The organism is Streptomyces sp. NPDC024632 (genome assembly GCF_055559175.1).
The window spans coordinates 73637-96647 of record NZ_JBVHLD010000024.1 but is presented as its reverse complement, the minus strand read 5'-3'; the positions used below and the strand labels follow the sequence as shown (position 1 = coordinate 96647).

Below are 23011 nucleotides of genomic sequence, written 5' to 3'. Positions count from 1 at the left end.
AGCTGCGGGAACGCTCATGCGGCGTCGCCCTCCTTTGCGATGGTGCCTGCGCCGACGGTGTCCTTACGCGGAGAGGCCGTGTTCACCGGCCCCCAGTCCCACGGCGGATCGGGTATCTCCGCGCGGAGCACGGGCGCGACCTCGGACTGGAAACGCTCCAGCGACGTACGGTGCTCGGCCTCGCCGAGCCCGCTCGCGTCCGCGTGCAGATGCAGCACGGTGTGCCCGAACTCCTCGTGATAGCGGTGCACTTTCTCGATCACCTGCTGCGGGCTGCCGATCAGCGCCGAACTGCGCTCCACGAAGTCCTCCAGCGTCCCGAAGACCACCGGCAGGCCCACCTCCTTCTGGAACGCCAGATTGCTCTCGAAGATCGGCCGGTAGACCTCCAGCGCCTCCTGCGAGGTGCGGGCCACGTACAGCCCCGCGGAACCCGCGCCCACCGCGATGTCCGCCGGATCGTGCCCGTAGTGCTCCCAGCGCTCCCGGTAGTAGCGGATCAACTCGGCATACGGCTGGATGGGGTTGGTGACATTCGCCGAGAACAGCGGATCGCCGTAGCGGGCGGCGAGGTCCACGGACTCCTTGCTGGTCGCGCTGCCGTGCCAGACCCGGATCGGCCGCTGGTACGGCCGCGGCCAGACCTCCGCGTCCTTCAGCTCGGGGCGGAAGCGGGTCCGCGCGGTCACCTTGTCCTGCCGCCAGATCTGCCGGAACACCTCGTAGCTCTCGGCGTTGCGGTCCCACTGGTCCTCGGGCGTGACGTGGAACAGCTCGCGCTGCGCCGTGCCGTTGCCCTTGCCGATGATCAGGTCCAGGCGGCCCTCGGAGAGATGGTCGAGCGTCGCGTAGTCCTCGTACGCTCTGACCGGGTCCAGCAGGCTCAGCGTGGTGACCGCGGTGAAGAGCCGGATGCGCCGGGTGATCGCCGCCACATGGCTGAGCACCACCGTCGGCGAGGAGGAGATGAACGGCCGCTCGTGCCGCTCTCCCACCCCGAACCCGTCGAAGCCCAACTCCTCGGCGAGCACCGCGTTGTCGAGGACTTCCCTGAAGCGCTCATGAGTGGACTTCAGGACGCCGGTGACCGGGTCGGGCCGGTGCACGATCAGCGTGATGGCGAGGAACTTCATGCCACCGACTCCCGTACGTCCGCGGCGTCGCCCCCGGCGTCCGGGTGGGCCAGGCCGAGGTGGTCCCGCAGCGTGCCGCCCTCGTACTCGGTACGGAACACACCGCGTTCCTGGAGCAGCGGCACGACGGTGTCGGCGAAGACGTCGAGACCGCCGGGGGTGATGTGCGGGACGAGGATGAAACCGTCGCTCGCGTCGGCCTGCACAAAGGAGTTGATGGTCTCCGCGACCGTCGTGGGGGAGCCGACGAACGACTGGCGGTTGCCGGTCTCGATGACCAGGTCGCGGATGGACCACTTGTTGGCCGCCGCCAGCTCCCGCCACTCGCGGGCGGTCGCCAACGGGTCGCGGTACATCCGGACTTGAGCCCGGCCGCGGGCGATGGTGTGCTCGCCGAGATCCGGGTCGATCTCGGGCAGCGGGCCCTCCGGGTCGTACCCGGACAGGTCGCGGTTCCAGACGAATTCCAGGTGCTTGATCGCGGTGGCACCGCTGACCTGCGCGCGGCGCACCTCGCGGGACAGCTCCTCCGCCTCGGCGTCGGTGTCGCCGAGCACGAAGGTGGCGGCGGGCAGGATCAGCAACTGGTCCGCCCTGCGGCCGTGCCGGGCCAGGCGCCCCTTGACGTCCGTGTAGAACTCCCGCCCCTCCTTGAGAGTGCTGTACCGGCTGAAGATCGCGTCCGCGCTCGACGCGGCGAATTCGCGTCCCTCTTCCGAGTCCCCCGCCTGGAAGATCACCGGGCGGCCCTGCGGGCTGCGCGGGACGTTGAACTGCCCCTGGATGTCGAAGTGCTGGCCCTTGTGGACGAAGGCCCCGGCCCGCGCGTCCCGCAGGAACGTCCCGGTCTCCCGGTCGGCGACGATCTCGTCGCCGTGCCATGAGTCGAACAGCTCATTGGCGGTGGCCAGGAACTCCCGCGCCCTGGAGTACCGCTCGTCCTGCGGAAGGAAGCCGCCGCGCCGGAAGTTCTCGCCCGTGAAGGCGTCCCAGGAGGTGACGACGTTCCACGCGGCGCGGCCCGCGGACAGGTGGTCGAGGCTGGCGAACTGCCGGGCCACCTCGTACGGCTCGTTGAACGTCGAGTTGATCGTGCCGGTCAGGCCGATCCGCTCGGTCACCGCGGCCAGCGCGGCGAGCACGGTGAAGGTGTCCGGGCGGCCGACGACGTCCAAGTCGTAGATATGGCCGCCCTGTTCGCGCAGCCGCAGGCCCTCGGCGAGGAAGAGGAAGTCGAACTTGGCCCGCTCCGCGGTGCGCGCGAAGTGGGCGAAGGAGCTGAACTCGATGTGGCTGCCCGCGGCCGGGTCGCTCCACACGGTGGTGTTGTTGACGCCGGGGAAGTGGGCCGCGAGATGGATCTGCTTCAGGGGCTTGCTCATGACGGTCGGATCCTCCGGCTCAGGCGCTGGTGGTGGCGTAACGGTTCGCGGGGCGCGCGAGCCCCAGCAGGCCGCGGAGCGTGCCGGCCTCGTACGCGCGCCGGAAGGCGCCGCGCGCCTGCAACTCGGGCACCAGGCCGCGGGTGATCGCGGGCAGGTCGTGGCCGAGCGCCGCCGGCCGCAGCCGGTAACCGGTGAGCCCGGCGTCCTGCCACTCCAGCAGCAGGTCGGCCAGTTCGGCGGGCGTCCCGGCGAAGACGGTCGCGTCGCTGGTGTACGGCTGGTCGAGCAGCGCGTCCAGCCGGTCCCTGCGGGCCTCGGCCGCCGCGCGGTCGGTGTCGAGGAAGACCACCAGATCGCCGAAGACATGGACCGGTTCGGCCTCCCGGCCCGCGGCCCGCTGCTCGGCGCGGATCTCCGCGACGATCGCCGCCGCCTGCCCCGCGTCGTGCGGGGTCACATAGCCGATGTCCGCGGCGCGCCCCACCAGCCGGTACGGCACGGTCGCGTGCGCGAGCGCGGTCACCGGCGGCTGGCCCTGCGGCGGGCGCGGTGTGATCGAGGGGCCCTTGACGCCGAAGTGGCGGCCCTGGAAGTCGATGTAATGGAGCTTGTCGCGGTCCACGAAACGGCCGGTGGCCACGTCCCGGATCTCCGCGTCGTCCTCCCAGCTATCCCACAGCCGCCGCAGCACCTCGACGTAGTCCGCGGCCTCGTCGAAGAGGTCGGTGACCAGGTCCTGGACGTGCGGCTGGTCGTACTCCTCGATGCGGAACGGCGGGAATTCGCGGCGGCCGAAGTGCGCGGCCTCGTGCTGTCGGGCGGAGATCTGGATGCGCAGCCCGGCCCGGCCGCCGCTCACGTAGTCCAGGGTGGCGATGGCCTTGGACAGGTGGAACGGCTCGGTGTGCGTGGCGATCAGGGTCGGCACCAGACCGATGTGGCTGGTCAGCGGGGCGACCCTGGACGCGATGAGCACGGCGTCCAGCCGGCCGCGCACCTGGTCGGTGCGCTCGTCGGGGTCGCCGTACCCGGTCGACTGGAGCCCGAGGGAGTCCTCGATGGTGACGAAGTCCAGCAGGCCGCGCTCGGCTTCGGTCACGGCGTCCGCCCAGTAGGCGGCGTCGAACAGTTCGCCGGGTCGCGCGTCCGGCTCCCGCCACGCGGCCGGGTGCCAGCCCGCGCCGTCCAGGGCGACCGCGAGGTGCAGCGGCGGACGGGCGGCGGACGCCGACGGAGCGGACGAAGGTGATGAAGCGGGCTCGGGGGAGGCGGAGGAGGACAGGGATGACGGGTGTGCGGACACGGCGAAGTGCCTTCCTGATCGACCGGAGGAGGACACGGCCGCCCCATGGCGGTCGCGTCGGCGGGGTCAGATCAGGCGCAACAGAGCGCGCCGGCGACGCGCTGGAGATCGATGTGCTGGCGCCCGTACAGATGCACGACGGGTCCGCGCGGGACGAGGGTGCGCACGTCGGCGCGGTCGAAGTCCGCTCGCACTGTCGTCACCCCCGTCCGGGCGGTACGGCCGGGGGCCGTACCGGAGTCGCGCTTGCGGGTCCGGTCGGGACCCGCCTGGTTGTCACCTGGAGCACCCCGCCGCGAGGGAGGGTTGCCGGTCAGCCAGCCAGGGCTTGTCGCTGACACTCATCACCTGAATTCGACGCTATCTCGCGGATACCGTCCCGCGCAATGGCGTCCGTCACCGGTGTCCGTCACCGGCGTTCATTCGCCCGCGCCGCCGGTGCCTTCCGCGTCGCCGTCGCCGCCCGGCACCCGTACGCCCCGGAAGTGCGTGGTGCGGCGCAGCGCGAAGCCGATCGACTCGTAGAGCCGGATGGCGTTGACGTTGCTGCCCGCCGCGTGCAGGAACGGGCGGTCGCCCCGGCCGCGGATCCCGGCCGCCGTGTGCCGCACCAGCCGGGACGCCAGGCCCTGGCCGCGGAACGCGTCGTCGGTGCACACGGCGCTGATCTCGGTCCAGCCGTCGAGCCGCAGCCGCTCACCGGCCATGGCCACGAGCTTTCCGTCGCGGCGGATGCCGTAGTAGGCGCCCAGCTCGATGGTGCGCTGCCTGAACGGACCCGGCTTGGTCCGCTCGACCAGGTCCAGCATCTCCGGTACGTCCGCAGGGCCGAGCGGGCGCGCCTCCGGATCGGCCTCGTCCAGCAGCGCGTCGGTCCCGACGAGCTGCACGCCCTCGGCTCCCCACTCGCTGCGCCACCCGTCGGGCGTGGCCGGGACGCCGGCCAGCGCGAAGGTCGCGCCGGGACCCATGAGGGCGGCGAGGTCCGCCCACGCGGCCGGATCGGCGGGGTCGGCGAGCGCCACGAAGGGCGAGACGTCCTCCGGGTAGCGCGCGGCGGAGCCGACGATCTGCGCGAGATGGCGGTGCGCCCCGGTCAGCGCGGCCCAGGCGGGGTTGTCCAGAGGGTGCGGCGACGCGGGAAAGACCTGGTCGCCGGCGGGTCCGGGGTTCTGGGGCTGCTGCTGCGGGTGCTGAAGGCTGGTCGACATGGTCGCCGTGACTCTCCGTTCTGCTGTCGTACGGCGCGTCGCCGTCACTGCGCTGTCGCCGGGCGGTAGGGGCGGCCGATCGCGAACCGTCCTGACCCCGGACGGCCGTCCACGAGGTCGGCGGCGATTTCGCCGACCACTGATGCGAACTTGAATCCGTGCCCGGAAAATCCCGCGAGGACGGTGAAAGGTCCCACACGGTCGATCACGAAGTCATGATCGGGGGTCGTGGTGTACAAGCAGGTCACCGGGGTGGGCCGGGTGTGATCGACACCGGGCAGCCACCGGGCGGCGTACTCCTGGAGCCTGCCGAGGACCACGGGATCGGGCGTGCGGTCCCGGTCGTCCGGGTCCACGACCGGGCCGATCCCGTGGAATCCGGCCTTCACCCCGTCGGCGCTGCCGAGGCCGTACACGCCCGCGGCCTCGTCGATACCGGCCCCGCCGTGGTGGATGAAGGCGGGCCAGTCCGGCGCGTCGGGGGCGGGGAAGTGCACCGGCTGCTCCTGGGTGACGCGCAGCGGCGGCGGGCCCTCGGTGACCTGGCCGAGCGTGCGGGCCGCCCAGCCGCCGACGGCCACGACCACGGCGTCCGCGGCGATCACCTCGTCCTGCGCGGTGACCACCTCGGCGCCCGAGCCGCGCCGCCGCAGCGCGCCGACCTTGACGCCGTGCCGTACGGTCGCGCCCTTGGCCCGCGCGGCCTGCTGGAAGGCGGCCACCGCGTCGTCGGCGTGCAGCCGCCCGGCCTCGGGGTGGAACAGCGCGGTGGTGTCCGCGACGAGCCCCGGCCAGCGCTCGGCGGCGGCCCGCGCGGTCAGCTCCTGGCTGGGCCGCCCGGCCCCGCGCAGCGCGTCCCGCAGCGCCGCGACGGCCCGCGCGGGCCCGTGGTCGACGGCCCCGGTCAGGGTCAGTACGGTGCTGCCCGTCTCGTCCTGGAGCCGCCGCCACAGCGGAAGCGCCCGTACGGCGAGGCCGACGTAGAACGGATCGGCGTACGCGAGCCGGAAGATCCGGGAGCTGCCGTGCGAGCTGCCCCGGTCGTGGCCGGGCGCGAACTGTTCGAGCAGCGTGACCTCGGCGCCGCGCGAGGCGAGGTGCCAGGCCGCGGACGAGCCCATGGCCCCGCCTCCGACGACGACGACTTTCCTGCGTGTCATGGCGGTCGACTTCCTTTCGGTCGGTGCGGGGCCGTGCCGCGGCCGGTACGGGGTCAGGAGTTGGTCAGCGGCAGCCCCGGCGGGTTGACCAGCGAGGCGGGCACCGCTTCGTTGGCCAGATTCCACGCGGCGAGCCACTGCGCGTACTGACCATTCTTGATCAGGTGGTTGATCGCGTCGGCCAGGGGCTTGGCCAGGCCGCTGTCCTTCTTCGCCGTGGCGCAGATCAGCCCTTGCAGGGACGCCCCGGCACCGGAGAACTTGCCCGCGCTGCGGGTGGCGTTCGGCGAGCCCGCGGTCTGCGTGCCGTGGTAGGCGATGCTCGGGTTGGGCGCGAAGTAGGCGTCGATCCGGCCGGAGTTGAGCGCCAGATAGGTGCTGTTGGAGTCCTGGAAGTACTTGATCGTGAGCTTCTTGCCGTCGGCCTTCAGCTCGCTCTGCCACTTCAGCAGGATCTTCTCCTGGTTGGTGCCCGCGCCGACCGCGACGGTCTTGCCCGCCAGGCTGCGGTAGGTGCCGTCGAAGTTCCAGGTGTCGCTCTTCTTCACCTCGAAGCCGAGGTTGTCCTGCCGGTAGCTGGCGAAGTCGTACTTCTCCTTGCGCTGCTCGGTGTCGGTGATGTTGGAGAAGCCGACATCGGTCTTGCCGCTGTCGATGCCGACGAAGAGGTTGTCCCAGGTGGCGTTGGACAGCACGGGCTTGAGGCCGAAGACGGCGGCGATCAGCCGGCCGAGGTCGGGCTCGGAACCGGTGATGGTCTTCTGGTCCGCGCCGACGTAGCCGATCGGCGGCGAGCCGGCGGGCAGGAAGCCCAGGCCGATGACGAGTTGCTTGCTGTCGAGCACGGACTTGGGCAGCTCGGCGCGGATGGCGGCGACCTCAGGGACGGTGAGCGTGATCTCCTTGGCGGCGCCGTTGGACTGCGCGCCGACCACGACGGTGCCCTTGGCGTCCGCGGCGGCCGGTGCCGCGGCGTCCGAGCCGCTGTCGCTGCCGCAGGCGGCGAGGCCGAAGGTGAGGGCGGCGACGGCGATGCCCGCGGCGACGCGTCTGGTGGCGGTGGTACGGATGTCGGGCATGGTGAACCTCGCTGATGGTGAGCGGATGTGCGGGGGTGACGTATCGGGCGCCCGCGGGCTGGCGGCCGTCGCTGTGGAAGGCGCCTGTGTCCGCGCCTTGGCCCGCGGCGTACGGGGGTTCGGAGGAGGGTTCAGAGGACCTTGCTGAGGAATTCGCGGGTCCTGGGGTGCCGGGGGTTGTCCAACACCTGGTCGGGCGGGCCCTGTTCGACGATCCGGCCGCCGTCAAGGAAGACGACGGTGTCGGCGACCTCGCGGGCGAAGCCGATCTCGTGCGTGACGACGATCAGCGTCGTACCGCTGGTGGCGAGATCCCGGATGACGGCCAGTACCTCGCCGACGAGTTCGGGGTCGAGCGCCGAGGTCGGCTCGTCGAAGAGGATGACGCCGGGTTCGAGGGCCAGCGCGCGGGCGATGGCCACCCGCTGCTGCTGGCCGCCGGAGAGCTGCCGGGGATAGGCGTCGACCTTGTCGGCGAGCCCGACCCGGCCGAGCAGCGCGCGGGCCAGTTCCTCCGCCTCGGCCCTGGTCTTCTGCCGGGCCGCGACCGGCGCTGCGGCCACGTTGTCCAGCACGCTGAGGTGCGGGAAGAGGTTGAAGCCCTGGAAGACGAAGCCGATCCGGCGGCGCTGGGCGAGGATCGCCCGCTCGCTGATCTCCTTGAGCCGGCCGCGGTGGTGCCGTACGCCGATCGGCTCGCCGTTGAGGCTGACGTAGCCGATGTCCAGCTTCTCCAGGTGGTTGATCGCCCGCAGCAGCGTCGACTTGCCGGAGCCCGACGGGCCGAGGATCACCGTCACCTGTCCGGGCTGCACGGTCAGATCGACACCGGAGAGCACCTGGTGCGTGCCGTACCACTTGTGCGCGTCGTGGACGGTCACGGCGGCGGGGCGCGCGGTCACCGCGGTGACCAACGTGTCGGCGGGGACGCGGTCGGCGCTCATGCGATCGATCCGATCTCGGCGCGCGCCCGCAGATCGCGCACTGCCGTACGCAGCCGTTGCAACGGCGTCGGCGGTACGGTCCGCAGCGCGCCGCGTGAGAAGTACCGCTCGACGTAGAACTGGACCACCGAGACGACGCTGGTCAGGATCACGTACCAGACGGTCGCCACCAGCAGCAGCGGGACGACGTCACCCGGATACGTACTGCCCATGCTCTCCACCTTGCCGAAGAGGTCGAGCAGGGAGACGTAGAAGACCAGCGAGGTGCTCTTGATCAGCCCGATCAACTGGTTGACGTACGAGGGCACGATCGCCCGCAGCGCCTGCGGGAAGACGATCCGGGTGAACTGGTAGCCGCGCGGCAGGCCGAGCGCGGCGGCGGCCTCGTGCTGTCCCTGGTCCACCGAGAGCACTCCGGCGCGCACCACTTCGGCGGCGTAGGCGGCCTCGTTGAGGCTGATGCCGACCACGGCCACCACCATGTCGGTGGCCAGCCGCGACTCGTCGAAGTGCACGAAGCCGGGACCGAAGGGCACGCCCAGACTCAATGTGGCGTACAGCGAGGAGAAGTTGAACAGGAACAGGAGGATGACGATCAGCGGCACCGAGCGGAACAGCCATATGTAGATCCAGCTCACCGAGCGCAGCACCGGGCTCCTGGACAGTCGGCACAGGGCAAGCAGGATGCCGCCGAGCAGTCCGAACAGGGCGCTCCAGGCGGCGACTTGGAGCGTGACCAGCAGCCCGTCCAGGATCACCGGCCGCAGGAACCAGTAGTGGAAGCGGTCCCACTGGAAGAAGGGGTTGGTGACCAGGCCGTGCGTGATCTGCGCGACGAGCACCAGGGCGACGGCGGTCAGCGCCCAGCGCCAGGGATGCCGCAGCGGGACGACGCGCTGCGCAGACCGGCCGACGCGTCTGTCGTCGGCGGGCGGGGTGCGCGGCGGCGGTGGAGCAGGGGTGGTGACGGTGTCGGTCGTGTCTTCCGGCACGGCGGTGTCGGTCGCGCCCGCGGGCACGGCGGGGCGGGGTGGCTCGCTCATCGGGGAACTCCAGCGCGAAGGGAGACGTCGGCAGCCGCCCCATGAGAAGGGGCGGTGGAGTGCGCGGGGGCCCGATGTGACAACGCGTCAGAAGCGTGCGGCGGGCCCGGGATTCAGCGTCGACACAGAGCGCTGCTGACACGCAGCAGGTCGATGTGCCGGTTGCGGTACGCGTCGTCCCGGAGATGACGGCGCCAGGCGGCGGCCGTCCTCGTAGCTGCGTACACCCTGGTCACCTCCCCTTGTGCCGGCCCGTAGGGGCCTCGCGTCGTGAGTCCGGGCCGGACAGCGGTCCGGCCTGGGCGTAAGTCAGCCAGGTGGCGCGTGCCACGTCAATGAACGCGTTGTGAATTCCGCCAGGTGGGACGCGCGGTCCGCCGACCGCCACGCACGGATCCCCGCGTCCCCCCGGCGGTCGGCCGGGACGGGACACGGGGATCGGCGGGGAGGGGGTCTTCCGCGGGTGGGGAGGGGACGCGGTCTTCCGCGGGATCGGCGGGGACGGGCCGGGGCTCCTGGGATCAGCGCGCGGGCGCGCCGGTCATTCGGCGGTCAGCCAGACGCAGGTGTCGGAGGGCAGCAGGCCGTCCTCCAGCGGGCCGCTGGCCAGCAGCACCCGGAGCCCGGCGGGGAGCGCGACCGGCTCGGCGGACAGGTTGACCAGGCACTGGAAGCCGCCGTCCCGGCGGAAGGCCACCGTGCCGGGACCCGCGTCCACCCACTCCAGCGTCTCCGGCAGCCACCGGAGGTACTCCCCGCGCAGCGCGAGACCGGCCCGGTACAGGGCGAGCACGGAGTGCGGATCGCCCTGCTGGGCCGCGACGGACCGCCCCGACCACTCGGCGGGCTGCGGCAGCCACGGACCGGCGCTCGCGCCGTCCGGCGAGAAGCCCAGCGAGACCGGCTCCGCCGACCACGGCAGCGGCACCCGGCAGCCGTCCCGGCCGCGGTCGCGGCCCCCGGAGCGGGCATACGTCGGGTCCTGGATCAGGTGGTCGGGTATGTCCTCGACCTCGGCGAGGCCCAGCTCGTCGCCCTGGTAGACGTACACACCGCCCGGCAGGGCCAGCGTGAGCAGCGCCGCGGCGCGGGCCCTGCGGCGTCCGAGGACGGTGTCGCTCGGCGAGCCGAGCCGCTTGTCGCCCATGTCGAAGGACGTGTCCTCGCGGCCGTACCGCGTCACGTGCCGGATCGTGTCGTGGTTGGACAGCACCCAGGTGGGCGGCGCGCCCACCAGCCGGTGCGAGGCGAGCGTGGCGTCGACGACCTCGCGCAGCCCGGCCGCGTCCCAAGCGCAGCACAGGAACTCGAAGTTGAAGGCGGAGTGCAGCTCGTCGGGGCGCAGATAGCGGGCGAACTGCTCGGGCGTGGGCAGCCACACCTCGCCGACGAACACCCGCTCGCCGGGCGCCCCGCCGGGCCGGGGGCTGCGCGCGTAACCGTCGGCGATCTTCCGCCAGTCGCGGTAGATCTCGTGCACCGCGTCGCAGTCCTGGTAGGGAAGGTCGGTGACGTCCGGGTCCCGGCCGACGTCGGGCAGCCCCGGCTTCTTGGCCAGGCCGTGCGCCACGTCGATCCGGAAGCCGTCCACGCCGCGCTCCAGCCAGAACCGCAGGATGCTCTCGAACTCCGCCCGCACCTGCGGGTGTTCCCAGTTCAGATCGGGCTGCTCGGGCGCGAACATGTGCAGGTACCAGGGGCCGGGCGTGCCGTCCGCCTCGGTGATCCGGGTCCAGGCGGCGCCGCCGAAGTACGACTGCCAGTCGTTGGGCGGGAGTTCGCCGTCCGCGCCCCGGCCCGGCAGGAACCAGAAGCGCTCCCGCTCGGCCGCGTCCGGACCCGCCGCCAACGCGGCCCGGAACCAGGGGTGCTGGTCGGACGCGTGGTTGGGCACCAGATCCACGATGACCCGCAGGTCCTGCTCGTGCGCCTCGACGATGAGCCGCTCCGCCTCGGCGAGCGTCCCGAACATCGGGTCGATGTCACGGTAGTCGGCGACGTCGTAGCCGCCGTCGGCCATCGGGGAGACGTACCAGGGGTTGAACCAGAGCGCGTCGACGCCGAGATCCCGCAGGTAGGGGAGGCGCTCGCGGACCCCGGCGAGGTCTCCCATGCCGTCACCGTTGCCGTCGGCGAAGCTGCGCAGATAGATCTGGTAGATCGCGGCGTGCCGCCACCAGGCGGGTGCGGTGGGGGAGGCGGGCAGTGTCACGGGAGTCTCCTTGACGGTCGTGGAGAGCCAGGGCCCGGAGGGCCGCAGGGCATGCGCGGGGGCCGGTCCGCCCCGTCAGGGGTGCGGGGCGGACCGGGGTGTGCGGGGGCGTTACCAGCCGGTGTTGCCGGAGCCCCGGTTGATGGTGAAGGTCCCGGTGGTGCTGAGCCCGCCGGAGGCCGCGCCACTGACCGTGACGCCGCCGAAGGTGCCGGAGCCCTTCGAGTCGATCTCCAGGCCGTACGCGCCGGCCGTCTGGATCTTGACGTTGTTCAACGTCAGCCCGGTGACGGTCTTCTGATACGAGATCAGGACCGCGCTGTAGGTGCTGTCGGTGATGTCGAGGTCCTTGACCACGACGGGCGCCGTGATGTCGGAGCCGTCGGCGTAGATCCACAGCGCGCCGAGCTTGCTCTGCCAGTTCGGCTCGTAGCCGCCGGTGCGCAGCAGGGTGTTGCGCGCGACGGTGGTGGTGCCGCTGAACGGGACCGGCGCGGGATTGAAGTTGCGGGTGCTGACCGCGATGCCGGAGGCCCCGGTCACCGTGTCGGCGACGACGCTGTCCACGATCCGGTTGCCGTTGCCGCCGTAGATCGCGGCGGCGTTCGCCAGCAGCGGCATCTGCACGGTGCCGAAGCGGAAGGCGCAGTTGGTGACCGCGCTCGCCTCGGAGTACATCGCGAGACCGTCGTCCCCAGTGTTGCGAACGCTGGTGTTCCACACCTCGGTGTTCGCGGTGCCCTTGTGCAGATTGACGCCGTCGGCGGCGGTGTCGCGGATTCGCAGGCCGCCCACGTACAGGCCGTTGGTCGGCGCGTCGATCCACAGGCCGACCTTGGTGTGCTCGATCCACACGTCCTGGATGGTCGAGCCGTTGCCGAAGTCGCCCTCGATCGCGGCGTCGAAATTCGCGTCGTCGCGGTACGACACGTCACCGGAGATCGTCAGGTCCTGGACGGTGTTGGTGCCGCCCTGCCCGAAGAGCCCGCCCTTGCCGTTGAGGCCCTGGAGCACGGTGGCCCACTCGCCCGCGCCGCGCAGCGCGACCCCGGTCAGATTGACGTGCCCGGAGATGTTGTACGTGCCCGCGGGCAGCCACAGGCCCTTGCCCTGCGACGTGGCCGTCACCACCGCGCTGTTGAGCGCCGAGGTGTCGTCGCTCCCGTCGTTCGGGGTGACGCCGAGCGTCGTCGCGGAGACGAAGCCGGTCGCGGGCATGGCCTGGTCCGCGGCGACCTGCTCGGTCTCCATCAGGTCCAGGGTGTACGAGGCGGCGGTGCTGCCCGCGTCCTTCTGGAGCTTGAGCACCGTCCCGGCCGGGAAGTCCCCGATCTTGAACCGCGACTCGTCGAAGAAGTGGTGCGCCGAGCCCTGCGAGGGGTCGTTGTTGTACGGGTAACCGCCGTACACCCAGGCGTACTTCGACGACAGGTCGAGATCGCGGACCTTGCCGCCGTTGGCGTAGAGGCTGAGCTGCGCCGAGGTGCCGGTGCCCGCCGCGTTGTCCGGGATCGAGTAGCGCAGCGTCATCGCGTTGGCGGGCTTGGTCAGGGTGAACTGCACATACTGGCCGGTGCTGTTGAGCACCACCGCCTTGCGTCCCGACGCCTCGGACGCCACCGTCAGATAGGTGCGGTCGGGGCCGATCGTGCTCGCGTTGGTGGTGCCGCTCTCCGCCTCGTAGGACGTGTACGGCACCGTGGCGCCGCGCGTGGCGTTGGCGACCGAGCCGGTCACCGCGACGCCGTCGATGTCGGGCGCGCCCGAGTCACCGGATTCGGTGCGCAGCGTCAGCGTGTTGAGCCCGGCCCGCAGCGGCGCGCTGACCGTGGCCGTCGACCACGCCCCGCCCGTACCCGGCAGCGCGACCTGCGCCACCTTCAGCCCGTTGGCCGTCAGCGTGATCGACGCGGCGGAACCGCTCCCGGTCCGGTACGCGACCGCCACCGGATAGCTCGCCGCGCCGGGCGCGCTGACGGCGAAGACCACCCGCGCGCCCTGCGCGCCGAAGCCCGTCAGATACCCGCTGCCGCTGAACCCCGAGGCGGTCGTGGCCACGCTCGGCCCGCCCGAGAAGTACGCGTCCTCCGCCTGGTGCGTGAGCGAACCGGCCGGGGGTGTGGTGGGCGGCGTCGTGGGAGGTGTGGTCGGCGGCGTCGTGCCCGTCGGCGTCGTCACCACGACGTTGTCCAGGTTCACGTTGCCGCTGTCGGCGGTGGTGAAGGTCAGGGCGATGGTGTTGGTGCCCGCCGTGTAGGTGACGGCCTGGTCGGTGGTGGTCCAGGTGTCCCAGTTGGCGGTGGCGGGGAGGCTGATCTGGCGGATCTTGGCGCCGTTGACGTAGAGGCTGAGTGTCATGGTGGCGCTGGTGCCGTTGGCGTAACGGATGGTGACGCTTCCGGCGCCCGCGACGGCCGAGCTGACCGTGAAGCCGGTCGAGGCCGTGCCCTTGTTGGCGTCGGTGTAGCCGCCGACGAATCCGCTGCCCGTGTAGCCGGTGTGGTCACTGCTGACGACGGCCCCGCCGCTCAACGACGCGGACTCCGCCTCCAGTTGACCGGTCGCGGCGGGCGGTGTGGTGCTGCCGCTGGGCGTCGTCGCGGTGATGTTGTCGACGTTCACGTTGCCGCTGTCGGCGGTGGTGAAGGTCAGGGCGATGGTGTTGGTGCCCGCTGTGTAGGTGACGGCCTGGTCGGTGGTGGTCCAGGTGTCCCAGTTGGCGGTGGCCGGGAGGCTGATCTGGCGGATCTTGGCGCCGTTGACGTAGAGGCTGAGTGTCATGGTGGCGCTGGTGCCGTTGGCGTAACGGATGGTGACGCTTCCGGCGCCCGCGACGGCCGAGCTGACCGTGAAGCCGGTCGAGGCCGTGCCCTTGTTGGCGTCGGTGTAGCCGCCGACGAATCCGCTGCCCGTGTAGCCGGTGTGGTCGGTGGCGACGACCGCGCCGCCGGACAGCGTCGCGGACTCCGCCTCGACGACCGTGGTCGCGGCGTGCGCCGACGGCGACGCCTGCCAGACCAGCAGTGCGATCAGCACCGCGAGCACCGCGGGCAGCACCGCCGCGAGCGTTCTGGCGCGGTGGGTTGGGGCGCTTGGAGACATGGGTGATCCTTCCCTGAGCACCGCACGACGTCGTGCGGCGGGGGTTGCCATGTGTGGGGGGTGAGCGCGGGCCCGCGCCCGGTCAGCCCTTGAGGCTGCCCGCGGTGAGGCCGTTGATGATGCTGCGCTGGAAGATGAGGAAGAGGACGAGCAGCGGAATGCTCGCCATCACCATTCCGGCCAGCAACTGGTTGGCGGGCATGTCGTCCGCCAACCGGTTCAGGGCGACCGTGATCGGCTGCTTCGCGGGATCGGGCAGCACGAGCATCGGCCAGAGGAAGTCCTTCCAGACGCCGACCACCGCGAAGATCGACACGACCGCGAGCACCGGCCGGGACAGCGGCAGCACCAGCGACACGAGGATCCGTACCGTGCCCGCGCCGTCGATCCGGGCGGAGTCCAGCAGTTCGGTGGGGATCTGGTCGAAGAACCGCTTGAGGATGAAGATGTTGAAGGCGTTGGCGCAGGCCGGCAGCCATACGGCCATCGGCGTGTTGATGAGGTTGACGTGGATCAACGGCACGTCCACGACGGTCAGATACGTCGGCACCAGCAGCGCCGACACCGGCAGCATCAGCGTGGCCAGCATCATGGCGAGCACCACATTGCCCAGCACCGGCCGCAGCTTGGACAGCGAGTACGCGGCGGCCACGTCGACCACGAGCTGACAGGCCCACGCCCCGGCCGCCAGCAGCAGCGTGTTGAGGAAGTAGTGGCCGAGCCCGACCGACGACCAGGCTTCGGAGTACGCCTCCGGATGCCAGGAGTGCGGCACCATCGTCGGCCTCGGCTGGGCCAGTTCCGACGACGACTTGAGCGCGCCCGAGGCCATCCAGTACAGCGGGAAGAGGAAGGCGGCGGTGAAGCCGAGCAGCGTCGCGCCCAGCACGAACCGGTAGAGGAACCTCCCCGTGCGGCGGTTCATCTCGGTCGGCGCGATCAGCGTGCGGACAGCGGTCTGTGCGGCCATGGTCGTTCCCCTCTCAGCCCTTGCTGCGGGTCAGCCGCAGGTACACCCCGGCGAAGATCCCCAGCACCACGAAGAGCACCGTGCTCATCGCGCTGGCCAGGCCGAAGTCGTTGTAGACGAACGCGTAGCGGTACAGCAGGAGCAGTACGGTCACGGTCGCGTCGTCGGGTCCGCCGCCGGTCAGCACGAACGGCTCGATGAACACCTGCATGGTGCCGATCACCTGGAGCAGCAGCGTGATCATCAGGATGAATCGCATCTGAGGGATCGTCACATGCCACAGCCGCTGCCGTACCGTCGCGCCGTCCAGCTCGGCGGCCTCGTACAGCTCGCCCGGCACACCGCCGAGCGCCGCGAGGTAGATCAGCGTGGTGGTGCCCATGTTGGCCCAGGTGGAGACCAGGACCAGCGAGATCATCGACAGATTCTGCGACTCCAGCCACGACTGCGCGGGCAGGTGCGCGATCCGCAGCACGTTGTTGAACAGGCCGGGCCCCGGATCGTAGAACCAGCGCCACAGCAGCATCGTGACGATCGGCGGCAGCATCACCGGCAGATAGACCGTCATCCGCAAGTACGCCTTGCCGTGCCGCAGTTCATTGAGCACGATCGCGGTCACGAACGGCGCCGCGAAGCCGAAGACCAGGGCCAGCAGGCTGAAGTACGCGGTGTTGCGCCACGCGGTGACGAACAGCGGGTCGGCGAACAGGCGGTGGAAGTTGTCCAGGCCCACCCACCGCGCCGGTTCCGCGTAGTTGACCTGCTGGAAGCTGAGCAGCACACCGCGGACGATCGGGTACCAGGAGAACACCGCGAAGGCGGCGACGCCCGCGACCAGGAAGAGATACGCCACCAGGTTGTCGACGACGGCCCGGCGCAGCCGGTCCCGCGAGGGGCGCGACCGGCCGGACCGTCCCGCCCCGGCAGGCGCCTTCGGCGTCCGCGCGGTGGCGGCGCGGGCCGACGTCAGCGGTTCGGCTGTCACTTGACCGTGGCCAGGATGGTGTTGACCTTCTTCTCGGCGTCGCTGAGAAGCTCGTCGATGTCCGCGTCCTTCTTGGTGAGCACCGCCTGCATGACACCGTCGAGCACGGTGTAGATCTGCTGGGCGTTCGGCGGCTCGACCTTCACCGCGACCTCGCCGCTGCGGTCCACGAACGGCTGGTAGTTCTTCTGCGGCACGTTCGCGTACTTCTTGTGCGCCGCGTCGACCTTCGCCTGGCCGGCCCCGCTCCACAGGTTCGGCTGCGGCAGGCCGATCGGTATGTCGGTGCCCGCCGACTTCTTGGTGATCTCCTCCTCGCGGTCCGGGTCGAGGTACTTCCACTGGATCCAGGTGAGACCGGCCTTGATCTTCGCCGGGCTGTCCTTCGGGTTGAACATGAAGCCGTCACCGCCGCCGAGCGTCGCGGTGCCGGGCAGCGCGGCCAGCCCGTAGTCGTCGTACTTCCGCTCGAACTGCTTGACGATCGTGGGGATGTTGTCCGGGCCCGCCATGTACATCCCGAGCTTGCCCGCGCCCATCATCTTCTGCACGTCGGGGATCTCCAGGAGCTGCCTGGTGCCCATCGACCGGTCGGTCCAGCGCATGTCGTGCAGCGTCTGGAGCGCCTTGCGGCCCGCGTCGCTGTTGAACGCGGCCTTCCAGGCGCCGCCGTCCTTCACCGCGACGTCGCCGCCCTCGGAGTAGATCCACGAGGTGAGGTGCCAGCCGCCCTGGTTGTTCTTGCTGAACTCGGCGTAGCCGGTGGTGCCGTCGCCGAGCGCGCTGATCTTCTTGGCGTCGGCGCGGACCTCGTCCCACGTGGTCGGCGGCTTGTCCGGGTCGAGCCCGGCTTTGGTGAACAGCGCCCGGTTGTAGACCAGTCCGAGCGAGTAGTTGCCGGTGGGCAGGCCGTAGACCTTGCCGCCCGCGTCCTTGAAGACGCTCTGCAATTCGGGCCGCACGTCGTTCAGGGCGGGGAAGTCCTTGAGCTGCGCGGTGATGTCGGCGGCCTGGTGGCGCTGGATGAGCCCCGCGGGATCGGTGAAGTAGACGTAGTAGACGTCCTCCAACTGCCCGCCCGCGAGTTTCGCGGCGAAGGTCTTCGGGTCCATCAGACCCTCACGGGCGTCGATCCTGATCTTCGGGTGGCTCGCTTCGAAGGCTTTGATGTCGTCCTCGAAGTTCTTCCGGTCGACGGTCTGGGTGGCCGGAGGCAGCCCGTTCACGCTGATCGTGACCACGCCGTTCTTGTCCGCCCCGGAGGAGTGGGACGAGCCGCCGCCGCATGCGGTGACGCCGAGGACCAGCGAGACGGCGATGGCGGTGACGCCGAGGGCGGGGCGGGTTCTGGAGCCGTCCATGGGGATCGGACCTTCCTGGGAAACGGCAGCGGACGTACCCGTCCCGAGGGGCGAGTGCGCTTGCGTCCGCTTGCGTAACGGCGGGGTTACCAGGACGTCCGGCCGCCTGGCGTTGGCGCCGACAGTAGGATCGGGTCACGCAAGATGTCAATCAATCTGCGCAAGAAAGTAATCCGGAGGATTTGTGTCCGTAACGCAGTGTCATCGACACGCGGGCCGGCCGGGGTGTCCGGACGGGCGGCGGTACGCGTCCGCCCGTCGCCGGACGCGGGCCGGCGCGGGACCGGCGCGGGCGCGAGCGCATACGCGGAGGGCGGGGCTCCGGGACCGTGAACCGGTCCTGGCGCCCCGCCCTCGCGCGGAGTCGGAAAGCCGTCGCCCTACGGGCGACGGTGCAGGTCAGCCGCTTTTCACGACCTTGCGCATCCGGGTGGAGCCGCGCACGATCAGCTCCGGTTCGAAGAGCATCACCTCGTCGGTGACCGCGTGGCCGTCGATCTGTGTGACGAGCGACGCGATGGCCGCGGCGGCCATCGCCTGCACCGGCTGGCGCGAGGTGGTCAGCGGCGGATCGGTCGCCACCATGTACAGCGAGTCGTCGAAACCGATCACCGACAGATCGTCCGGGACTTTCATCCCGTGCCGCCGGGCCGCCCGGATCGCGCCCAGCGCGAGCGCGTCACTCGCGCACACCACCGCGGTGACCCCCTCCGCGAACAGCCGGGGCATCGCCGTCGCCCCGCCCTCCATCGAGAACATCGCGTGCGCCACCAGGGGCCGCCAGTCCGCGGGCGACAGCCCCCGCTGCTCCCAGAAAGCCGCGTAACCTGCGAGTTTGCGGGCCGAGGGGACATGCCCCACCGGTCCGAGCACCAGGCCGATCCGCTCGTGGCCCAGCCCCGTCAGATGCGTCAGCGCCTGCTCGGAGGCCGCCGCGTCGTCCACCGAGACCTGGGATATCTGCCGGTTCTCGTCCGCCGCGTTGATCAGCACGATCGGCACCTGGCGCTCGCGCAGGTCCCGCCCGTGCTCCGGGCCTGCGTCCGCGTAGCTCGCGCCGACGAAGATGATCCCCTCGATGTTCTGCTCCAGCAGCATCTGGATGTAGTGCGCCTCCGAGACGCCGTCCGCGGTCCTGGTGCACAGCACCGGGATCAGCCCCCGCTTGTTCAGCGCCCCCGCCAGCGCCTCGGTGAACGCCGGGAAGATGGGATTTTGCAGGTCAGGGACGACAAGGCCGACCAGCGGCGCCCGCGCGCTGCGCATCCGCGCGGGCCGCTCGAACCCGAAGACGTCCAGTGCGGTGAGCACGGAGTCCCGCGTCGACTGCGCCACGTCAGGGCTGCCGTTCAGCACACGGCTGACCGTCGCCTCGCTGACACCCGCGAACCTGGCCACTTGGGAGAGTCGTTTCGTCACAGAGGCAATCTACAGGATGGTGCGCAAAAACAAAGATCAGTAACGCAAGAAAATGACGCGACTTGCGCAGAGGAAGATCATGCGGGCAGGGGAGCGAGGCCGTACGGAGGCGCGCGGGGCCGTCCGGAGGCGCGGGGCCGCGCGGGAGGCCGGGTCCGGGCGCGCCTCGCGGACGGAGGGCGGATCAGGGGCCGACCGGGGACGGGGTTCGCGCCCCGGCGGCGGATCAGCCCGCCTTCCGCCGGGAGGCGGCCGTCTTCTTCGCGGCGGCGGTCTTCTTCGTGGCCGCGGTCTTCCGCGCGCCCGCCTTCGAGGTGCCGCCCTTCGCGGCGGCCGTCTTCGACGCCGTCGACTTCGTCCCCGCCGACTTGGCGCTCGCGGACTTCGCCCCGGCCGACCGCGTACCGCTCGATCTCGTGCCGCCCGACCCCGTGCCGCCCGACCCCGTGCCGCCCGATCGCGTACCGCTCGACTTCGAGGCGGTCGCCTTCTTCCCGGCCGCCGTCTTCTTCGCGCCGGACCTGCGGGACGACTTCAGCTCGGTGACGCTGGCGTGCCCGCTGCGGTCGTCGCCGTCCGCCGCCTCGTCCGTAGCGGAAGCGCCGGACGCACCGGAAGCCCCCGAGGTGCCCGACCCCGCGCCCTCGCCGCGCCCGCCCTTCGCCTGTTCCACCGACGCGCGCAGCGCGGCCATCAGGTCGACCACCTTGCCCGGTCCGGCCTGTTCGGCCGCCGGAAGCTCGGAGCCCTCCAGCTTCGCGGTGACCAGTGCCTCCACGGCCTGCGCGTACTCGTCGTGATAGCTTGTCAGATCCGCCTCGCCGAGGGCCGAGATGAGGGTGTCGGCGAGCTTCAGCTCCGAATCGCTGATGCTGACACTGCCCTTGGGGGCGGCCTCCGCGGGGGAGTTCAACTCGTCGGGCCAGCGCAGGGTCTGGAGCAGCAGGACGTCGTCGTGGGCGCGGATCAGCGCCAGATGCTCGGAGTTGCGCATGGCGAATTTGCCGACCGCGGCCTTGCCCGCGCGCGCCAGCGCCTCCCGCATCAGCACATACGGCTTGTTCGCGGCAGGGGAGGCGGGGGCCAGGAAGTACGGGGTGTCGAGCTGCATCGCGTCGACGGAGGCCGCGTCGAGGAAACCGCTCACCTCGATGGTCTTCGCGGTCGGCAGCGGCAGCGCCCTGAGATCGGCGTCGGTGATCTCGACCAGCTGCTCGTCCGGCGTCTCGTACGCGCGGCCGATGTCGGCGGCAGTCAGGACCTCCTCGTCCAGCTCACAGGTCTTCTGGTACCGCACCCGGCCCTGGTCGGTGAGGTGGACCTGCCGGAAGCTGATCTTGTGGCTGGACACGGCGGAACCGAGCTTCACGGGTATGGAAACCAGCCCGAAGGCCAGATTCCCCGACCAGACACTGCGCATAGCGAGTCCTTTTTGTCAGGCTATGGGACCTTTATGATATGCCGATCACGGAAGTCGAGGGTCGTCGGATCAAGGTCAGCCACCTCGAACGGGTGCTCTGGCCGGAGACCGGCACCACCAAGGGCGAGCTGCTGCACTACTACGCGAGCGTCGCCACCGGCCTGCTGCCGTACGTCAGCGGCCGTCCCGTCAGCTTCGTCCGCACCCCGGACGGTGTGGACGGCAAGCGTTTCTTCCAGAAACGGCCGCCCGCCGGTACGCCCGACTGGGTGACCGTCTCGCAGTCTGTCAGGCGCAGCGGCGAATTCATGGAGCAGGTCCAGGTCAACGACCTGCCGACGCTGATGTGGGCGGCCAATCTGGCCTGCGTCGAACTGCACACCCCGCAGTGGCGCGCCGACGAACCCGGCGTCGCCGACCGGCTGGTCCTCGACCTCGACCCCGGCGACGGCTGCACGGTCGTGGACTGCTGCCGGGTGGCACTGCTGCTCAGGGAACGGCTGGCGGAGGACGGCATCGAGATCTGGGCCAAGACCAGCGGCTCCAAGGGCCTGCACCTGCTCGCCGCGCTGCGGGACGCGACCCCGGCGACGGCGACCGCCTACGCCAAACGGGTCGCGCAGGAACTGGAGGCCCGGCACCCGGACCGGGTGATCTCCCGGATGACGAAGGCCGCGCGCTCAGGCCGGGTCTTCATCGACTGGTCGCAGAATTCGGGGAACAAGACCACCGCGGCCCCGTACACCGTCCGCGCCCGTCCGACGCCGACCGTCTCCGCGCCGCTGTCCTGGCCGGAGATCGCCGCCGCGCACACCCCGGACGACCTCACCTTCACCCTGGCCGACCTGCCCGCGCGGCTCAGCGTCGAGGGCGACCTGCTCGCGCCGCTCCTCGACCCCGCCCGCGCGGCCCCGCTGCCGCCGCACTGAACGGAGGCGGGGCCGCGCGGGGCGGTGTCACTTCTGCTGGGCGCCCGCCAGGTGCTCCGACAGCTCCTCCTCGTCCTCGTCCGAGAGCGAGGTCTTGAGCAGCGTGCCGCCGTAGGCCTGCATGGCGTCGGCGAACTTGTCCTCGGTGATCTTCGAGGCCATGATCACGACCGCGGTCGTGCCCGGCGTGAGCAGCGCCTGCACCTGGCCGCGGAACTGGTCGTCGATCCCGGACTTGCCCAGCTTGCCGAGCAGCCCGCCCATCGCGGCGCCCATGAGCAGGCCCAGGCCGGGGACGAGGAAGAGGATGCCGAAGACCATGCCCCACAGCGCGCCCGACGCGGCGGACACGCCGACGATCTTGCTCGGGGTGTCGACGTGCGTCTTGCCCTCCTCGTCCACCGAGACGATGGCCAGACCGGTCAGATTGACCACGTAGTCGTTCTGGAGATTCTGCACGGCGGTGTAGGCGTCTTTGGCGACGGACGGGTCCTCGTAACCGATCACGATGAGTTCGGACATCACGGGCCTCCTAGTGGCGTGGGGCGACAGGATGCACGATATGTCCGTTTCGGGGTTCGGGCAGGGGGAGAGGCGCCGCCGGGTACGGGGCGGCGGGTTACGGCCGGGGCGCGCCGTACCAGCGCCAGGACGTGACGCGCGGGTGGTCGGGGAGGTCGATCCGGCCGGTGGCCCACAGCAGGGTGGACCAGGGGTCCGCGGTCAGCGGGACGTGCGGGAACAGCCGGGCCAGCGCCCTCGCGCACACATCGGCGGGCGGATTCCAGGCGAGGCCGAGCCCGGCCGCCAGGTCGTAGGTGTGGACCAGGGTCTCCACGATGCCCATCGCGGCGAAGCCCTCGGGGTCGGAGACGCCGTAGCTGTGGTGGGCGCGGACCTCGGGCGACGCCGTACGCGCCATGGCCACCAGCAGCGCGCCGGTCGCCTCCAGCACCTGCAACAGGCCCTCCGGGCCCGCCTTCCGGTCCGCGTGGATGGCGTTGGGCGGGCCGCCCGGCCGGCGCGGCGACCAGGAGAAGGGCACGTCCGTGCTCAACGGGGGCTGCCTCGGGCCCAGTTGGGCCGCGTACGCGAACAGGTCGTCGGCCAGGTGCTCCACCGTCTCCCAGCAGTCCCACTCCAGCGACCCGGCCTTGCGGTCCTCCCACGCCGAAGCGGGCGCCTCGCGCAGCGCGGCGACGGCGAGCTGGACGGAGCGGTCGAGGTCGTCGGCCGTGACGGGCCCGGTCGTGTGGTCAGCGGTTTCCGGCATGCCAGGCACCGTACCGCGCGGACCAGGCCGCCCCGCGAGGGATTTTCCGCGCGCCGGATACGTGTCGTGGGCGGCTCGCGGA

At 71.0% G+C, this 23011-nt stretch carries 19 protein-coding genes and 1 riboswitch; of the genes, 1 reads left to right on the top strand and 18 read right to left on the bottom strand.

Going from position 1 to position 23011, the window contains the following annotated elements:
• Positions 1–14: 14 nt before the first annotated feature.
• The 16 genes from ACZ37P_RS35345 to ku all read right to left on the bottom strand — a co-directional run bounded on the left by ACZ37P_RS35345 (position 15) and on the right by ku (position 20727).
• Positions 15–1133, bottom strand: a complete 1119-nt coding sequence (locus tag ACZ37P_RS35345) for an LLM class flavin-dependent oxidoreductase (protein WP_401854816.1) — start codon at positions 1131–1133, stop codon at positions 15–17.
• Positions 1130–2515 (bottom strand): NtaA/DmoA family FMN-dependent monooxygenase, encoded by a 1386-nt coding sequence (locus tag ACZ37P_RS35340; RefSeq protein WP_391051185.1) that lies wholly within the window; start codon positions 2513–2515, stop codon positions 1130–1132. The genes ACZ37P_RS35345 and ACZ37P_RS35340 overlap by 4 nt, the downstream gene beginning before the upstream one ends.
• A 19-nt stretch (positions 2516–2534) precedes the next feature.
• The gene (locus ACZ37P_RS35335; RefSeq protein WP_391162944.1) at positions 2535–3725 is read right to left on the bottom strand and encodes an LLM class flavin-dependent oxidoreductase; all 1191 of its coding nucleotides are present in this window, start codon (positions 3723–3725) and stop codon (positions 2535–2537) included.
• Between the two features lie 167 nt (positions 3726–3892).
• The gene (locus ACZ37P_RS35330) at positions 3893–4024 is read right to left on the bottom strand and encodes a putative leader peptide (protein ID WP_355335606.1); all 132 of its coding nucleotides are present in this window, start codon (positions 4022–4024) and stop codon (positions 3893–3895) included.
• A 34-nt stretch (positions 4025–4058) separates the two neighbouring features.
• Positions 4059–4170: riboswitch (SAM riboswitch) on the bottom strand.
• Between the two features lie 70 nt (positions 4171–4240).
• A complete protein-coding gene (locus ACZ37P_RS35325; RefSeq protein ID WP_401854814.1) occupies positions 4241–5032 on the bottom strand; it encodes a GNAT family N-acetyltransferase in 792 nt (263 codons plus the stop codon).
• A gap of 44 nt (positions 5033–5076) precedes the next feature.
• Entirely contained in the window at positions 5077–6192 is a 1116-nt protein-coding gene (locus tag ACZ37P_RS35320) for an FAD-dependent oxidoreductase (RefSeq protein WP_401854811.1), read from the bottom strand.
• A 53-nt stretch (positions 6193–6245) separates the two neighbouring features.
• The gene (locus ACZ37P_RS35315; RefSeq protein ID WP_355335599.1) at positions 6246–7271 is read right to left on the bottom strand and encodes a transporter substrate-binding domain-containing protein; all 1026 of its coding nucleotides are present in this window, start codon (positions 7269–7271) and stop codon (positions 6246–6248) included.
• 131 nt (positions 7272–7402) lie between these two features.
• Entirely contained in the window at positions 7403–8215 is an 813-nt protein-coding gene (locus ACZ37P_RS35310) for an amino acid ABC transporter ATP-binding protein (protein ID WP_391051191.1), read from the bottom strand.
• Complete coding sequence (locus tag ACZ37P_RS35305) at positions 8212–9258, bottom strand: amino acid ABC transporter permease (RefSeq protein ID WP_467350527.1); 1047 nt, start codon at positions 9256–9258, stop codon at positions 8212–8214. The genes ACZ37P_RS35310 and ACZ37P_RS35305 overlap by 4 nt, the downstream gene beginning before the upstream one ends.
• Before the next feature lie 541 nt (positions 9259–9799).
• Positions 9800–11470, bottom strand: coding sequence for a glycoside hydrolase family 13 protein (locus ACZ37P_RS35300; RefSeq protein WP_355335592.1), 1671 nt, complete (start codon positions 11468–11470; stop codon positions 9800–9802).
• A 111-nt stretch (positions 11471–11581) separates the two neighbouring features.
• Positions 11582–14572: a carbohydrate-binding protein gene (locus ACZ37P_RS35295; RefSeq protein WP_467350526.1), complete on the bottom strand. Its 2991-nt coding sequence runs from the start codon at positions 14570–14572 to the stop codon at positions 11582–11584.
• An 82-nt stretch (positions 14573–14654) separates the two neighbouring features.
• Positions 14655–15542 carry a carbohydrate ABC transporter permease gene (locus ACZ37P_RS35290; RefSeq protein WP_355335587.1) on the bottom strand — a complete coding sequence of 296 codons (888 nt, stop codon included), beginning with the start codon at positions 15540–15542 and terminating at the stop codon, positions 14655–14657.
• Positions 15543–15555: 13 nt separating this feature from the next.
• Complete coding sequence (locus tag ACZ37P_RS35285; RefSeq protein WP_391051199.1) at positions 15556–16527, bottom strand: carbohydrate ABC transporter permease; 972 nt, start codon at positions 16525–16527, stop codon at positions 15556–15558.
• A complete protein-coding gene (locus tag ACZ37P_RS35280) occupies positions 16524–17888 on the bottom strand; it encodes an ABC transporter substrate-binding protein (protein WP_467350523.1) in 1365 nt (454 codons plus the stop codon). The genes ACZ37P_RS35285 and ACZ37P_RS35280 overlap by 4 nt, the downstream gene beginning before the upstream one ends.
• Positions 17889–18287: 399 nt before the next feature.
• Complete coding sequence (locus tag ACZ37P_RS35275; RefSeq protein ID WP_355335582.1) at positions 18288–19307, bottom strand: LacI family DNA-binding transcriptional regulator; 1020 nt, start codon at positions 19305–19307, stop codon at positions 18288–18290.
• A 226-nt stretch (positions 19308–19533) separates the two neighbouring features.
• Entirely contained in the window at positions 19534–20727 is a 1194-nt protein-coding gene (gene ku, locus ACZ37P_RS35270; RefSeq protein ID WP_467350521.1) for a non-homologous end joining protein Ku, read from the bottom strand.
• Between the two features lie 38 nt (positions 20728–20765).
• On the opposite strand from ku, the gene ligD reads away from it, so the two are divergent.
• The gene (gene ligD, locus ACZ37P_RS35265; protein ID WP_355335577.1) at positions 20766–21656 is read left to right on the top strand and encodes a non-homologous end-joining DNA ligase; all 891 of its coding nucleotides are present in this window, start codon (positions 20766–20768) and stop codon (positions 21654–21656) included.
• A 27-nt stretch (positions 21657–21683) separates the two neighbouring features.
• Here ligD and ACZ37P_RS35260 read toward each other — a convergent pair whose 3' ends face one another.
• Both ACZ37P_RS35260 and ACZ37P_RS35255 read right to left on the bottom strand, forming a co-directional pair.
• Positions 21684–22178, bottom strand: a complete 495-nt coding sequence (locus ACZ37P_RS35260) for a DUF1269 domain-containing protein (protein ID WP_401308018.1) — start codon at positions 22176–22178, stop codon at positions 21684–21686.
• Positions 22179–22275: 97 nt separating this feature from the next.
• Positions 22276–22929, bottom strand: a complete 654-nt coding sequence (locus ACZ37P_RS35255) for a DinB family protein (protein WP_401308015.1) — start codon at positions 22927–22929, stop codon at positions 22276–22278.
• Positions 22930–23011 lie beyond the last annotated feature (82 nt).

Excerpts from the sequence above, each read along its gene's own strand:
- ACZ37P_RS35345 (WP_401854816.1), bottom strand. The coding sequence starts at position 1,133 with ATGAAGTTCCTCGCCATCACGCTGATCGTGCACCGGCCCGACCCGGTC.
- ACZ37P_RS35340 (WP_391051185.1), bottom strand. The coding sequence starts at position 2,515 with ATGAGCAAGCCCCTGAAGCAGATCCATCTCGCGGCCCACTTCCCCGGC.
- ACZ37P_RS35280 (WP_467350523.1), bottom strand. The coding sequence starts at position 17,888 with ATGGACGGCTCCAGAACCCGCCCCGCCCTCGGCGTCACCGCCATCGCC.
- ACZ37P_RS35325 (WP_401854814.1), bottom strand. The coding sequence starts at position 5,032 with ATGTCGACCAGCCTTCAGCACCCGCAGCAGCAGCCCCAGAACCCCGGA.
- ACZ37P_RS35315 (WP_355335599.1), bottom strand. The coding sequence starts at position 7,271 with ATGCCCGACATCCGTACCACCGCCACCAGACGCGTCGCCGCGGGCATC.
- ACZ37P_RS35255 (WP_401308015.1), bottom strand. The coding sequence starts at position 22,929 with ATGCCGGAAACCGCTGACCACACGACCGGGCCCGTCACGGCCGACGAC.
- ku (WP_467350521.1), bottom strand. The coding sequence starts at position 20,727 with ATGCGCAGTGTCTGGTCGGGGAATCTGGCCTTCGGGCTGGTTTCCATA.
- ACZ37P_RS35320 (WP_401854811.1), bottom strand. The coding sequence starts at position 6,192 with ATGACACGCAGGAAAGTCGTCGTCGTCGGAGGCGGGGCCATGGGCTCG.
- ACZ37P_RS35295 (WP_467350526.1), bottom strand. The coding sequence starts at position 14,572 with ATGTCTCCAAGCGCCCCAACCCACCGCGCCAGAACGCTCGCGGCGGTG.
- ligD (WP_355335577.1), top strand. The coding sequence starts at position 20,766 with ATGCCGATCACGGAAGTCGAGGGTCGTCGGATCAAGGTCAGCCACCTC.
- ACZ37P_RS35310 (WP_391051191.1), bottom strand. The coding sequence starts at position 8,215 with ATGAGCGCCGACCGCGTCCCCGCCGACACGTTGGTCACCGCGGTGACC.
- ACZ37P_RS35260 (WP_401308018.1), bottom strand. The coding sequence starts at position 22,178 with ATGTCCGAACTCATCGTGATCGGTTACGAGGACCCGTCCGTCGCCAAA.
- ACZ37P_RS35305 (WP_467350527.1), bottom strand. The coding sequence starts at position 9,258 with ATGAGCGAGCCACCCCGCCCCGCCGTGCCCGCGGGCGCGACCGACACC.
- ACZ37P_RS35290 (WP_355335587.1), bottom strand. The coding sequence starts at position 15,542 with ATGGCCGCACAGACCGCTGTCCGCACGCTGATCGCGCCGACCGAGATG.